Source organism: Halopiger goleimassiliensis, assembly GCF_000455345.1.
Taxonomy (GTDB): Archaea; Halobacteriota; Halobacteria; order Halobacteriales; family Natrialbaceae; genus Halopiger_A; species Halopiger_A goleimassiliensis.
In genome coordinates, this window is sequence record NZ_HG315690.1 from 685,914 (window position 1) to 700,231 (window position 14,318).

Consider the following 14,318-nt stretch of genomic DNA (forward strand, 5'->3'; position numbering starts at 1 on the left):
GGGCCGGGCAACGCAACCGATCAGTATGGTCGACGCCCGCGAGTACCACGAGCGCACGAAACACAGCCCCGAATCGCTCCGCCGGGACGCGTTCTCGCTCGACTGGTCGAACAAGCCGCGGCCGTTCAAGGCCTACCGCGACCGTCCGCGACGACCGCTCGAGCGGATCCGACCCCCGTGGACGCCGACGCTTTCGCTCGTCGCCGAATCGCACGCGGATCCGCTCGCCGGGACGGCCCAGTCGACGCGACCGGCGATCGATCGCGACCTCGTCGCGACGCTGTGTTACGAGGCGGCCGGCATCGTCCAGCGCGTCGAGACCGACGACGGCCGCGAGTTGCCCTTCCGCGCCGCCTCCTGTACGGGCAACCTGCATCACGTCGATCTGTACCTCGCGTGTGACGACCTGCCCGGCCTCGAGGCGGGGCTCTACCACTTCGATCCACGGGAGTTCGCGCTCGAGGTCCTGCGCGAGGGGGACGTCCGCGGTGTGGTAGCCGATGCGGTGGGTGGCCGAAGTGGAACCGACGATTGGGGCGGCGTCGCCGAGGTACCCGTGACCGTGATCGCGACGTCGACCTGGTGGCGCAACGCCTGGAAGTACCGCGACCGGACGTATCGCCACGCCTTCTGGGATTCGGGGACGATCCTCGCGAACCTGCTCGCGGCGGCCCACGGACTCGACCAGCCCGCCGAGGTGGTCGCCGGGTTCGCGGACGACCAGGTGGCCGACCTCCTGGGAATCGATCCCGAGGAAGAGGCACCCCTGGCGCTGGTCCCGATTGGGACCGGTGACCAGGTGCCGGACGCACCAGCGGTCGAGCCGATCGATCCCGCGACGGAACCGCTCTCGGACGATCCGGTCGACTACCCGTTGATCCACGAGGCCTGGCGGGCGAGTCGCCTCCCCGACGGTGCGGTGGCCCGGGAGTGGCGCGGGTCGGCTCGAGACGTCCGGAGCGTCGGGACCGTCGATTCCGGCGACGGCGATCGGGTCCCTCTCGAGCCGGTCGACCACGAGACCGCGTCGGCCCGGCCGCTCCACCCGACCGTCGTCCGGCGGGGGTCGTGTCGCGAGTTCGCCGACGAGGGACCGAGTCGCCGTCAACTCGGAACCGTCCTCGACCGCGCGACGCGCGGGGTTCCCGGGGACTGGAACGCGGGGAGGGCCGACGGCCTCGCGTTCCTCGACGCTTACGTCCTGACGACCGGCGTTCACGGCGTCCCGGACGGGACCTATCAGTACCATCCGGAGGGGGACACCCTCGAGCGACTCGGCGACGTCGACCGCGGGACCAAAACGCGGCTCGCGCTGAACCAGAAGTGGGCCGGGGACGCACACGTCAACGTCTACCTGCTGGCCGACGTGGACGCCATCGTCGACCGGCTTGGAAACCGGGGCTACCGCCTCGCGCAACTGGAAGCCGGAATCGTGCTCGGTCGACTGTATCTGTCGACGTACGCGCACCGCAATCTCGGTGGCACCGGGCTCACGTTCTTCGACGATCACGTCACTGACCACCTGTCGCCGCGAGCCGACGGCCAGACGCCGATGACGTTGTTCGCGTTCGGTCGACGGGCGGCGTGATCGGCCGCGTTCGCGTTCGGCCGGTCGAGCGATCGGCCGTTCCCGCGTGTCGCTACTCGAGCGCGTATCGCTCGGCGTGGGTCGGACAGAACGCCGGCCCGCGCAACTGGGCGTCGATCAGGTCCTCGTGGTAGTGGGCGTTGAAGAGGCGACAGCCGGCCCGCTCGCAGAAGGCCTCGCCCGTCTCGAGATAGTGGTAGGCCTGCAGGACGTACCCCTTCAGGGCGTCGGTCGTGCGCGGGTCGTCCTCGATCAGGAACTCCCCGTCGACCTGGTTCTCGAGCACCTCTCGCGGCGGCGCGTCGCCCGAGAGCAGCGCGTGGCGTTGCTTCTCCTTGTAGTACGTCTCGGGCTTGGCGGGAGCCTCGTAGAGGCCAGGCACCGACACGATGGCGGGTTGTCCGAGGACGTTAACGCGCTTGTGCCACCGGCCATCGTGGTCGCCCCAGGTACCGACCGCTCGATCGAGGACGGCCACGTGCAGCGTCTCGAGGTCGCGTTCCGCGGGCGGGAGCGCGGCGTTGAGCGCCCGCTGGACCTGCACGCCGTCGTAGAGGACGCCCCCCTCGCGGTCCGGATTCTCGAGGGCACGTTCCTCGTACCGGATCGTCCCCAGCATCGTGTTGCCGGTGTCGCTGTCGTACGGCGACGTGACCCGGGCCGCGGCGAACCGCTCGGGGAGGTCGTCGGTCCGGTGTTCGTCGAGAAAGCGGTCCCGAACGGCGACGGCGGCGTCGACGCGGGACTCGAGCCAGTCCGCGATCGCCTCGACGTCGGCCTCGGTCGAGGGTGCCCGATAACAGACGACAGTATCGACCATGTACGAACTAGTGGTACCACCTGGTGAAACAGTTGCGGTCGACTGGAGTCAACGATCGAGGCCGAGCCGGCGACGGAGTCGCGGAACGGCGGCTACGACTGTCGTGAAGCGTCCGTCGCTTGCTCGAACAAGGAGTCGTCGAACGCATCGGGTGCGGTCTCCTCGCGTGCGAAGACGTAGAGGGCGACCTTCGCGACCCCACCGAGCGTGACGCCGATCAACAGGCCGATACCGGCGAGTGCGAGGCCGATTCCGGCAGCAACGATCGCCGCGTTGCCGGAGGCAACGACGAATAATCCGACCGCGAGGAGCACACCCGGGAGGGTCAACAGGGCGGTGACGACGCTGACGCCAAACTCGGAGCCAAGCGTTTCACCCCACGTCTCCCGGACCAGACGGCCGCTCTCCTGTATCATCGACGTCGGTCGTGCGTCCTCGAAGACGATCACGGGGACGACGAAGTACGTCAATGCGAACCAGCCCATGTTGAGCACCATCGCAACGATCATCCCCCCGATGTTGCTGGATTCCTCGAGCGCACGCAGGGCGACACCGACGAACGCGCTGAGGAGAGCCCAGCACGCGAGAGCCCAGACGTGGCCCGCTGCGGCACGGAACGCATCGAACGTCCCCGGGGTCCGTCCCGCGAACGTCTCCCGTGCCGCCCAGGCGAGCGCCGCGATACAGAACGACATAACGAACATCGATCCGGCGTACACTCCGAACAGGACGGCGATCAACACGGGAAGCGAGATCGATTCCGCACTGACGATTAGCCCACCGAAAACGGCAGTGACGTACGCAACGATGGCAGCTCCGGCGACCACTGGAAACACGAGCAGTCGCGGATTGTTGCGGAGAACGGCCGCGCTCCCGCCGGCGAGTTTGAAGCCGGTTCCCAGACGACTGCGAACGCTCATCGCTCGATCACCACCGTTTGCGTTACGATGACCGTACTGCCACAGTTCGTCACCAGCGGTCGGTAGCTCCGTCTCATATCCGGACCTTGTCCCGGCGGAATCATAAGCGGAACGTAAAGTTCGAACTGATTTTGAGTCACGAGTCGTCTTCCCGGTTTCCCGCCCGCACTACCACGGGACTGTGGAGAGTATCCAGCGAACGTCTTCGGACTGTTGAACGTCGGAACGGCGGACCGAACCGGCCGGTGAACACGTCCGATCGGACGAACCGTCGACGGCAGATCCAACGGGTCCGCGATCGGTCGCTGGATCGCCAGAACGGCGAAACACGCCGTCAACGACGACGACGGTTACTCGGCGAATACTACCCACGGTTGTTGTCTTAATACAATTCTCATAACAAGGGGAATTTATGTGTCCGGTTGTGGCGTATCGGTCAGGTGATGTCACACGAGACCAACGGCCATGGACCGAACGACGGTACCGAGACCCCTGTGGATGCTCGAGCGGATCGCGGCTGTAGTGAGCCGAACCGAACTGCGATAACCGGTGACGCTGACCGGGACGACAGCCGTACGCAGCGCGGGCGGACTCCATCGACCGGGCGACGAGGGATACTCGTCGGGCTGGCCGGGCTTGTCAGCGGTGCCGCGACGGTCGGCTCCGCGAGCGCCTTCGACCACGACTCGGACGCACCGCTGCCCGAGATCGAGGGGCCGATCGAGGGCGGAAGCCAGACTGGTGGTCCCCAGACGGCCGCCGTTCACGACCTCGATCCCTACGGGTACACCGAAGAAGAGTACTTCTTCTCCGGCACGGCGCGCGAGGACACCTACTTCGGGCCGTTCGGCTGGTTCGCGGACGAAGCCGACTACAAGACCCGGGCACTGGTCTATCGACCGTCCGACCCCGATGATTTCAACGGCCACCTGCTCGTCGACTGGAGCAACGTCAGCACCGGCATCGATATGCCGGTGACGTGGATCAACGCCTACGATTACCTGATGCGGGAGGGATACGCCGTCGCCGCCGTCTCCGCCCAGGAAGTCGGCGTCGACGCGGAGCCGCCGTTCGACGGCATCGTGACGCCGGAAGGCGAGAACCTGGTCAGCTGGGACCCCGAACGGTACGGCGAGTCACACCACCCCGGCGACGACTTCGCGCTCGACATCTTCTCGCAGGTCGTCGAGGGACTGCGCCACGGCGGCGAGGACGATTCCGGCTCCCCCTGGGACGACGGGGTAACGGATCCGCTGGACGGTCTCGAGGTCGAGTACGCGCTCGCGACGGGACAGTCCCAGTCGGCCGGCTACATGGCACAGCTACTCGAGGACGTACAGGAGGAGTACGGCAACATCGACGGCTACCTCCCGGCGACCAGCGCGGTCACCGATCCGCGGGACGACCTCGTGCCGGTCGTCTGGCTCAACAGCGAGGACGAAGCCGGCGGGCTGTTCGGCGGCATCGGTTCCGAACCGCCCGCGGACAGCGGCCAGTTCAGGCTCTGGGAGGTGGCCGGCGGCTCGCACGTCAACTACTGGCTCTCCTCGTGGAACGCGGCGATAGTCGCCCGCGACTTCGAGGGGGAGGACCCCGACTGGGACCCGGGCGCAGCCGGAAACTTCGGCGAACGAGAGGACGGCGAGTACGGCGACTGTCAGGGGAATCACTTCCCGATGCGCCACGCCTACCGCGCGGCCCTCGAGGCGCTTCGCACCTGGGTCGAGGACGGCACCGCTCCCGACAGCACGGCCCGCATCGAGCGCGAGGACGGAGAGGTCGTCACCGACGAGTACGGCAACGCCGTCGGCGGCGTTCGACTCCCGCCGATCGACGTTCCCGTCGCCGAGTACGACGCCAGAAGCTGTGACCTCGAGGGACAGACGGTACGCTTCGACGCCGGCACCCTCGCGGACCTGTACGGATCGACGGACGACTATGTCGACGCGTTCGCCGCGGCCGCCGACGAGGCCGTCGCGAACGGCCACCTTCTTCCCGAGGACGCTGACGACCTCGTTGCACGGGCCGAGACAGTTACCGTGGACGACGGGGACTGGCCCTCCTGAACGAGTACCAACCGGCCGGTGGCCGAATCGCCGCCCGATCGAATCGTCCCCGTGAACGCCACCGGTTACTCTACGACGATCCGACCGGTCTGGCCGGCCGCTTCGTGTGGGATACAACAGAACTCGTGCGTTCCCTCGACCTCGAAGGTGTGGACGTAGGAGTGACCCGAAACGATCGCACCGCGGCCGTCAGCCCAGCCGTCGCGGGCCGCGTCCTCGTCCTCGAAGTCCCCCGAAGCCCAGTAGGTCGCGTCCTCGGGTAGGTCGTCCTCGTAGGCCGTGACCGTGTGGGGTTCGCCCTCGACGTGTTCGAAGGCGACGGTATCGCCCGACTGGACCGTCAGTTCCTCGGGCTCGAACGAGGCCGCGTGTATTTCGACGACGTGATCGGCGTCGTCGGGGACGCCCTCGACGACGTTCGGCCCGCCCTCGAGGTCCTCGTCGGCGTGATCATCGTGGTCGTGCTCGTGTTCGCTCTCACCCGGCGCGTCCTCGAGCGCGTCGGCGACGGCGAACTGCGCCCGGAGCGCCGCCTCGGCGAACGACTCGGCCGCTTCGTCGACCCCGTCGTCGGTCGAGAGGGACCCGACGTACGCCTCGAGTTCGTCCTCGAAGGCCTCGTAGGTAGCGTGGTCGGCGTGTTCGACCGCGTCGTGGACGCGGGCCGACTCGAACCGCTGCAGCGTCCCTCGAGCGACGTCCGCGGCCGTTTCGGGATCGACCTCGAGCGACGCCAGGGTAGCGGCGTCCCACCCCCGCGCCTGCATCCCGGAAAGTACCGACGCGTGCGCGACGACCTCGTCCTCCGCCAGGACGTACGCCGCGTCGTAGGCGGCCGTAATCGCGTTCTCTGCGGCGGTCCGGACGCCCTCGAGGTCGCCGTCGGCTGCGGTCGACTCCAGATCGGGAAGTTCCCCCTCGAAGTCCGCGTACAGTTCCCCGTCGGCGGCGCTTACCTCGTCGTGGACGATCGATTCCTCCCAGCGCTCGTCGACTTCGTCCGCGATCGTCGCCGCGGCGTCGAACGCACCCGCGGAAGCCAGCGTCGCGACGTCACCGATACGGGCCGCGAACGCCCCCATGTCGAGCGCGAGTCCGTTCCGGTAGGAGAGTACCTCCTCCTGGGCGTTCTGCAGTTGTTCGTCGGCGATCTCGGCCTCCGTCGCCGCGCGTTCGACGTCTTCCTCCTCGAGCGCGTCCATCCGGAGTTCCTCGAGCGCCTCCTCGAACTCCTCGTAGGCGTCGTGGTCGGTCTCCTCGAGCCGCTCGTGCGCGCCCCACTCGTCGGTCGCCGCCTCGAATCGGGCGAGCGTATCGCCCGCGACCGCCGCGCCGGCCGCGAACTCCTCGGCGATCCCGAGCGCGTACGCGTCGTGGACCCGGGCCCTGATCGCGTTCCACTCCGCCGCGACGCCGACGGCAGGCCCGAGCGTCGTCTCGTCGCTCCCGTCGTTGGACTGTCCGTCACCGGTATCCGCCGGAGATTCCTCGTCGTCGCTCGTGCCGTCGGTGCAACCCGCGAGTCCGGTCCCCGTTACCGCTAGGACTGCTGCCAGGACGTTTCGTCTCGTCGGCATGATTTTAGGTCAGCCTAAAACACTGATAACCCTTTCGGGACGTCCCGTCGTGCGGGCACTGGTCGCGAACGGCCGGGCGGCTACCCGTCCAAAAGCGATCGTGTCTCGACTGTGGATCTCGAGCCCGATAGTTCCGATTCCGCCGTACTGCGGGGATTGAAAAGGAACGTGAACGAAGCCGACGCTCGAGGGAGGTGAACTGTGACGGCGAGTCGTCACTCGCCGGACTGCAGAATCGAAACGGGTCGGTCGCGATTAGTCGTCGGCGGGCGTCGCGCGACTGGTGATGTCGACGGGGTCGGCGTCGACGCCGAGTTCGTCGATGGCTTCCTGGGCGGCGCGCTTGCCGGAGACGAGCATGGCACCGAAGGTCGGGCCCATCCGCGGGAGGCCGTAGGTCGTCGCCGTCGCCATCCCAGTCGCGATCAGGCCGTCGTGGACGAGGCCGGTGTGTTCGACGACGGCGTCCTCGCTCTTGCCGACCCACATCGAGTCGTGGCCGGGGGAGTCGTGGCCGGGCGCGCCGTAGCTGTCGTCATCGGTCTGGTCCATGCCGGTCGAGGACTCCTTAGCGTCGGCGATGCCAGGCGCGTCCAGCACGCCGCGCTCGTCGAGTTTCTTGACGGCCATCGCGTCGTGGCCCGTGGCGTCGATGACGAGGTCGGCCTCGACGGCGATCGGATCGACGCAGGTGATCTCGCGCGGGAGCGCGTGGACCGGCGTCCAGTTCATCACGATCCCCGAGACCTTGTGGTCCTCGCGGATGACGATGTCCGTGAACTCGGTCATGTTCTGCATCTTCGCGCCGGCGTCGCAGGCCGCTTTGATGAGGCCGGAACAGGCTTCGGGTCCGTTCGCGATGTACAGCCCCTCGCTGTCCTCGGACTGCTTGTAGGAGACGTCGAGTTCCTCGAGGATCTGCTGGGCGGGGTCGCGAACGGTGACCTTGTTCATTAGGAAGCCGCCGAGCCAGAACCCGCCGCCGAGGTAGTTGTTCTTCTCGACGACCATCGTCTTGACGCCCCGCTCGGAGAGTTCCTTCGCGGCGGTGAGTCCCGACGGACCGCCTCCGACGATGATGACGTCCGAGTCCGAGAAGTCCATGAACTCCTCGGTCCACTCCTGTCCGATTGCACGCGTAACGTCGGCTTCGCCGACCTGGCTGAACTGATCGAAGTCGGTCATACAACTAGGTGGTAGCATCCGGTGGTGAAAAGGTTGTCGCGACGGCCCGCACGGAAATCGTGATGATTCGACGGCTACAGCTACCGATCTCGAGGGAAGGGCGGACGAGTACGCCGATCGTGACTCGAGAGTACCGAAGACTAGGGAACGAGGGCCGGTGACAGAGACGGAAGCGCGTCGCCGCCGCGATTCCGTATATCGATATACGATTCACGTCGGAACGTGGCGAGTCGGGGCCGCTCGAAACGGGGGTTCACTCGGCGCAATCGGCCAGAAACCGCGCCGATCACTCGGTGACGGTGATCGTGCCGACCATGTCGCTCCGGACGTGGGGGATGCAGATGTAGTCGTACGTGCCCGGAACGTCGAACGTGTATTCGTACGTCTCCCGCGTATTGATCCGCCCGCCCTGGTGGTCGTGCCACGCGTCGCGAGCAGTCTGTTCGTCCTCGTAGCCGCCGCTCGCGAAGTAGTCGGCCTCATCCGGAATGCCGCTCTCGAGCGCCGTCACGGTGTGGACCGCCCCGCTGGTGTTCTTCCAGACGACGGTCTCGCCGACGCTCGTCTCGTACTCCCGGGGGACGAACTCGTTTCGGGTCATCCCGATGTCGCAGTCGTCGCCGGCACAGAGGTCGGCGTCGTCGAAGACGCCGAGAACGCTGGAACAGCCCGCCAGACTCGCGGAGACGGAGGTCCCGACGGCGGCGAGGTAGACGCGCCGGTTCATACGAAGGGAGTTGGGAGACGGCAGGTAAAACCGCCCCGGTTCGTTCCCACTCGGTCGGAGCCGTCGAATGACGGGTATTCGGTGGGAGCCGGCTCGTTCGGACCGGCCGGCGGTCGTGTGGCGAAACGAAAACACGTAAGGAGGCCGGACGCCGAATCCGGGAGTATGCTTCCGCGGTTCGTCGGCCGCCTCGGCGTCGCCGACGCAGTGACGGTTTCCAACGCCGCTCTCGGGTTCGTTGCCTGCGTCGTCGCCTTCGTCGACATCGAACTCGCGGCTCGACTGATCCTGCTCGCCGCGGTCGCCGACGGACTCGACGGCATCCTCGCACGACGGTACGGCGGCAGCGACGCCGGCCCGTATCTCGATTCGTTAGCCGACGTCGCCTCGTTCGGGGTCGCGCCCGCAGTCCTCGCGTTCGTCGTTGTCAGCGACGGCCTCGAGATCGGGTTCGGGTCCGTTACTCCCGAACTGCTGATTGTGACGGGCGTCTGCGCGCTGTTCGTGGCGATGGCGGTCACCCGTCTCGGGATGTATACGGCCTACGACACGGCCGACGAGTACACCGAGGGCGTCCAGACGACCCTCGCCGCGACCATCCTCGGCGCGGCGATCCTCGCCGACGTCGCCGGGCCGGAGCTCGTGCTGGCGATCACCGGTGCGTTCTGTTACCTGATGGTCTCGCGGATCCGCTATCCCGACCTGCTGGCTCGCGATGCAGGTATCATGGGCGTCGTCCACGTGCTCGCGATCCTCGTCCCCGAGTTCGCCGACCGCTCGTTTCCGTTCGCGCTGTTGATCCTCGGGCTGGCGTACATGACGCTCGGGCCGTGGTTCTACTGGAGAACCTCGAGGGAGCCGGAACCGGCCGACGTGCATGGAAACGCTTAGGGCGCTCCTGAAACGAGATTTTCGTATGCAACCAGCCACGCGTCGGTGCCGTATCACGACGAGGGTGGTACCATGAGCGAGGACGAGCCGAACGGGGACGAGGAGGCCGCTCCCGAGGAATCGACGGCCGACCTCGAGGCCATTCGGAGCGACCTGGAGTCCGTCCGGGCCGACCTCGAGCCGATCGAGGAGGGACTCGAGGCCGCCGAAACGGAGGACGACCTCGACGTCGTCGAGGCCGACATCGAGTCGGTCCGGGCCGACCTCGAGGACATCGAGATTCCGGAACCGCCGGAGGAAGACGAGGACGAGGAGGACGACGAACCCGCGCCCGAAGAGGAACTCCAGGACACCTACGACGAGATCGAAAGCGACCTCGACGACCTCGCGGACGACCTCGAGGACCAGCGCGGTCCCTACGCCGAGGACGTCGTGAGCGAGATCGACGGCGTCAGCGGAACGATCTCGGGGACGCGCTGGACGATCGAGGGCGACGAAGAACTGATCGACGCCGTGGAGGCGTTTCTCGCGGACGTGAACGACCTGCTCGGGGCCGCCCTGACGCTGCCGGCGGACCTCGAGCCCGCCGAAGCGGCCGAACTCCCCGACGACGCCGTCGAGGGAACCGTCCCCGAAGAACTCGACGCGACGCTCGACGAGGTCACCGACGCCGTCGAGGCGGCCGACCTCGATCCCGACGACGACGCAGAGACGATCGCCGGCCTGCTCGAGGCGACCGACGACCTCGAGAGCGACGTCGACGACGCCACCGAGTGGACCGACCTCGAGATCCGCGAGCGGCTCCGCCGCGAGGGCTTCTACGACGTGCTCGATCACGTCAAGGACTTCCCGCCGGAGTGGCACGCGCTGAAGGTCCACGAGAAACGCGGCAACGTCGACTACATCCTCCTGGCTTACGATCTGATGGACTCGGAGTTCATGGAGGAACACTGCCTCGAGGCCTTAGCACGCATGGGGCCCGAGGAGGCGATCGAGCCGATGCTCCAGAAGGCCAACCGTCGCGACCAGGCCGCGATGCGAATTCTCGGGAAGATCGGCGTCGCCGACGACCAGGTGGTCGACACGCTGGTCGACTACGTGGACTCGAACCCGAACCTTCAACAGCCCGCGTTCCGCGCGCTCGGCGAAATCGGTGCCGAGGACGCAGTCGAACCGATCGCCCAGCAACTGGTCGCCGACGACCCCGACGTCCGTAGCTGGGCCGCTCGCTCGCTGGGACTGATCGGCGACACCCGCACCATCGAGCCGCTCGCGGACGTCCTCGCGGACGACGACGAGGCCCGCGTCCGGGCCAGCGCCGCCTGGGCGCTCAACCAGATCGGCACGGCCGAGGCCCTCGAAATCGTCGCCGAGCACGGCGACGACCGATCGTACCTCGTCCAGGCTGAAGCCGAGAAGGTCGACCTCGAGCCCGCCGTCTGAAGCGGGCCTCGCGGTCGGTCGTCCGACAGTTTATGTACGAGCGGGCGGCCAGATCCCCCAGACGTGACCCGACGGCCCGCCGGTCGCCCCCTCCTGCTCGTCGTTTTGGTTGCAGTCGTCTCTCTCGCCACGCTCCCAGCAGCGGCTCCGGGAGGTGCGCCGACGCCATCGCTCAGCGAGACCGAGGGAAGCGAACCGACGTGCTCGGTCGACGATAGCCCCGAATCGATCCGGGCCGAGTACAGCCCAAGCAAACCGGTTCCCCAGGACGAAACAGACGACGATTCCGGTCCCCACATCGTCGAACTCTATCCCAACCCGACCACCGACGGGAACGCTGGCGAATACGCGGTCCTCGAGACGCCGCGGGAGACCTCCCTCGCAAACTGGACGATCACCGACGGCCATACGACCGCCCGGTTTCCGAACGAAACCGTCTCGGGGCGGGTCGCCCTGAGCACCGATCCGAACGTCACCGAGTCGCTCACCGACGACCCTGTGATCGAACTCAAGGGGACCGTCAGGCTCGCGGCCGACGGCGACCGCCTCGTGGTTCGGAGCGGATCGACGTTCGTCGACGCGGTCGCGTACGACGACGCGCCGGAGGGCGAACGCTGGCATCGCACGACGGCTGGTGGGGCCGAGAGGTCACCCGAGACAGCCGATACGTCGGCGAGTACCGCCGATGCGGCCGCTCGGGGCGAGTGGCACCCGCGTGCCGCGACCTGTCTGCCAGTCTCGAGCCACGACCCCGAGGAAGCGACCGCGTTCGTCCTCCCCGACGCGCCGGAAGTGCCGTGGGAGACGCTACAACGGGCCGACGACCGGGTGCTGCTGGCGGCGTATACGATTACGTCCGAGCGAATCGCGGCGGACCTCGTGAACGCCGCCGAACGCGGAGCCGACGTCGCGGTCCTGTTCGAGTCCGGCCCGGTCGGTGGCACGCCCGTAGAGAGCGACCCGGTGCTCGAGCGCCTCGAGGAGAGCGACGTCGAGGTCCGTGCGATCGGCGGTGAGGGGGCTCGCTACCGGTACCACCACCCGAAGTACGCCGTCGTGGACGACGAGGTGCTCGTAACGAGCGAGAACTGGAAACCGGGCGGCGTCGGCGGCGAATCCAGCCGTGGCTGGGGCGCGCGCGTGGCAGACGCGGACCTCGCAGACGACCTCGCGGCGGTCTTCCGGGCGGACTTCGAGGGATGGGACACCCGCTCGAGCGCCGCGTTTCGCGACCGGACGACGTTCGTCGACGAGAGCGATCCGCTCGCGCCATCGCAGGACTTCGAGACGACTCACGAACCGGCGACCGTCCCCGTCGAATCGGTCGAGCTCCTGGTCGCGCCGGACAACGCCGAACCAGCGCTACTCGACCTGCTCCGGTCTGCCGAGGACGAACTGCTGATCGAGCAGGCCTCGATCGACCGGGACGCCGCCGTGCTCGAGGAGACGCTGGCGGCCGCCCGTCGGGGCGTCGACGTCCGAATCCTGCTCGACGATAGCTGGTACAACGCGGACGAGAACGCGGCGCTCCGTGCGGACCTCGAGCGGATCGCAGAAACCGAATCGCTGTCGCTCGAGGTCCAACTGGTCGGGGAGACGGACCGGTTCGAGAAGATTCACGCGAAAGGGCTCGTCGTCGACGGCGAGACGGCCGTCGTCGGCAGCGCGAACTGGAACGAAAACGCGTTTCGAAACAACCGGGAGGTCCTCCTCGCGCTCCACGGCGAGGCCGTCGCCGACTACTACGCGTCGGTCTTCGAGGGTGACTGGTCCGACGACGGGTGGTCGTTGCCGATCGACCTCTCGCTAACGGTCGTCGCCGCGCTCGCGCTCGCCGCCCTCGTGGGCCATCGCTACGTCAGATTCGGCTCGGAGCGAGCAGTCGAGGATCGTCCACGCGAGTGAACCGAAAACCACTCAGTCGGCCCGTCCGCTGACCTCGAGGCGTTCACAGCAGTCGCGTTCCGGATCGAAACAGTCCGGACACTCCTCGGGTCGGTCGATGATCGTATCGAGTCGCTCCGCGACGGTGTCGTCGATGACGCTCTCGAGCGCGCGGGCTTCGTCGCGGAACTCCTCGACCTCGAGCACGTTCGCGAGGAACCGCTCGATGATACAGTAGGTCTGCAAGGCGTCGTGGGCGCGTTCGAGTCCTTCGTCGGTCAGGGTAGCCCCCTTGTACTTCTCGTGTTCGACGAGATCGCGATCCTCGAGTTTGCCGACCATCTCGTTGACGCTCGCGGGGCTTACCTCGAGCAGGTCGGCGAGCGTTCCAGTCGAGGCGGGACCGTTCTCGATTCGTTGTGCCAGGTAGATCGCTTTCAGGTACTGATCGGCGGTGTTCATCGCTGCCCTCCGTCGGTGGTGGCCGCATCGATTGGATGGCGATACGCTCGCGGTGGGCGCGGTCGGTCGACGCCGATTCCCGTCAGCGTCGCGTCCCGGAACCGTGCCCCGATCATGCTCTGCGCTCCATGATCTCGGTGACCTCCTCGACGCCGTCGCGTTCCTCCTCCCGAATCTCGTAGAGGGTCTCGAGCAGTCGGTCGCGGTCGATCGCGAACGTCGCGTCGGACGCTTCCACCGCCTCGATCAGGTCGTCGTAGAACTTGTAGGCGGTCTCCTCGCTGGCCAGCTGATCGTAGAGGACGCCGTCGGTGTCCTCCGGCGGCCCGTACTGCGCGTCGACGAGTGCGTTGATCTCCTCGTAGGGTACGGTCTCCGCGTCGAGGTCGTCGACCAGCGCCTCGAGTCGCTCGCGGTGATCGGCCGACTCCTCGGCGGCCTCGGCGAGCAACTCCTCCACCGCCTCGTCGATCGCTGCCCGCTCGTCCGGCGACAGCGACTCGAGGTGGTGGGCGGCGCGTGACTCGACGACCTCCTCTAACACGACCCCGATCTGGAGGAGCCGTGCGAGTTGGTGGTCGCTCGAGACGCGCTGTCCCAGACTCATACTGATTCCTGGGAGTCGACGTTACTTAACTTCCTGCATCCGCGTCCGGCGTCCACCGGACGTGTGACCCGACACTACGGTCGGCTCGTCGGGTCGACGACGTCGAAAACGAGAGCGAAGTCGATTCGAACGCTCGAGCGACCGAACA

12 protein-coding genes are annotated in these 14,318 nt (G+C 67.2%); 5 read left to right on the forward strand and 7 right to left on the reverse strand.

Annotated features, from left to right (window positions below; translation table 11 throughout):
* Positions 1-25: 25 nt before the first annotated feature.
* A complete protein-coding gene (locus TX79_RS03405; RefSeq protein WP_049925750.1) occupies positions 26-1,588 on the forward strand; it encodes a SagB/ThcOx family dehydrogenase in 1,563 nt (520 codons plus the stop codon).
* A gap of 52 nt (positions 1,589-1,640) precedes the next feature.
* Here the strand turns inward: TX79_RS03405 and TX79_RS03410 are convergent, their stop codons facing one another.
* A complete protein-coding gene (locus TX79_RS03410) occupies positions 1,641-2,408 on the reverse strand; it encodes a DUF7001 family protein (protein ID WP_049925751.1) in 768 nt (255 codons plus the stop codon).
* 92 nt (positions 2,409-2,500) lie between these two features.
* Complete coding sequence (locus TX79_RS03415; RefSeq protein ID WP_049925752.1) at positions 2,501-3,328, reverse strand: DUF6159 family protein; 828 nt, start codon at positions 3,326-3,328, stop codon at positions 2,501-2,503.
* A gap of 443 nt (positions 3,329-3,771) precedes the next feature.
* Here TX79_RS03415 and TX79_RS03420 point away from each other — a divergent pair, with 443 nt between their 5' ends.
* On the forward strand, positions 3,772-5,394 hold the full coding sequence (locus tag TX79_RS03420) for an alpha/beta hydrolase domain-containing protein (RefSeq protein ID WP_049925753.1): 1,623 nt from the start codon (positions 3,772-3,774) through the stop codon (positions 5,392-5,394).
* 65 nt (positions 5,395-5,459) lie between these two features.
* Here TX79_RS03420 and TX79_RS03425 read toward each other — a convergent pair whose 3' ends face one another.
* The 3 genes from TX79_RS03425 to TX79_RS03435 all read right to left on the reverse strand — a co-directional run bounded on the left by TX79_RS03425 (position 5,460) and on the right by TX79_RS03435 (position 8,883).
* Entirely contained in the window at positions 5,460-6,971 is a 1,512-nt protein-coding gene (locus tag TX79_RS03425; RefSeq protein WP_049925754.1) for a DUF5059 domain-containing protein, read from the reverse strand.
* A 255-nt stretch (positions 6,972-7,226) separates the two neighbouring features.
* Positions 7,227-8,156 carry a sulfide-dependent adenosine diphosphate thiazole synthase gene (locus TX79_RS03430; protein WP_049925755.1) on the reverse strand — a complete coding sequence of 310 codons (930 nt, stop codon included), beginning with the start codon at positions 8,154-8,156 and terminating at the stop codon, positions 7,227-7,229.
* Positions 8,157-8,442: 286 nt separating this feature from the next.
* Entirely contained in the window at positions 8,443-8,883 is a 441-nt protein-coding gene (locus tag TX79_RS03435) for a cupredoxin domain-containing protein (RefSeq protein WP_049925756.1), read from the reverse strand.
* Between the two features lie 165 nt (positions 8,884-9,048).
* Between TX79_RS03435 and TX79_RS03440 the strand changes: the two genes are divergently transcribed.
* From TX79_RS03440 to TX79_RS03450, 3 genes are all read left to right on the forward strand, one after another.
* Positions 9,049-9,774: a protein sorting system archaetidylserine synthase gene (locus TX79_RS03440; protein ID WP_049925757.1), complete on the forward strand. Its 726-nt coding sequence runs from the start codon at positions 9,049-9,051 to the stop codon at positions 9,772-9,774.
* Between the two features lie 72 nt (positions 9,775-9,846).
* Positions 9,847-11,217: a HEAT repeat domain-containing protein gene (locus tag TX79_RS03445; RefSeq protein ID WP_049928258.1), complete on the forward strand. Its 1,371-nt coding sequence runs from the start codon at positions 9,847-9,849 to the stop codon at positions 11,215-11,217.
* Positions 11,218-11,280: 63 nt separating this feature from the next.
* Positions 11,281-13,122, forward strand: a complete 1,842-nt coding sequence (locus TX79_RS03450; protein ID WP_081655477.1) for a phospholipase D-like domain-containing protein — start codon at positions 11,281-11,283, stop codon at positions 13,120-13,122.
* Positions 13,123-13,134: 12 nt separating this feature from the next.
* On the opposite strand, the gene TX79_RS03455 is transcribed toward TX79_RS03450, so the two are convergent.
* The gene (locus TX79_RS03455; protein WP_049925758.1) at positions 13,135-13,563 is read right to left on the reverse strand and encodes a metal-dependent transcriptional regulator; all 429 of its coding nucleotides are present in this window, start codon (positions 13,561-13,563) and stop codon (positions 13,135-13,137) included.
* Between the two features lie 112 nt (positions 13,564-13,675).
* A complete protein-coding gene (locus tag TX79_RS03460) occupies positions 13,676-14,170 on the reverse strand; it encodes a rubrerythrin (RefSeq protein WP_049925759.1) in 495 nt (164 codons plus the stop codon).
* Between the last annotated feature and the right edge of the window lie 148 nt (positions 14,171-14,318).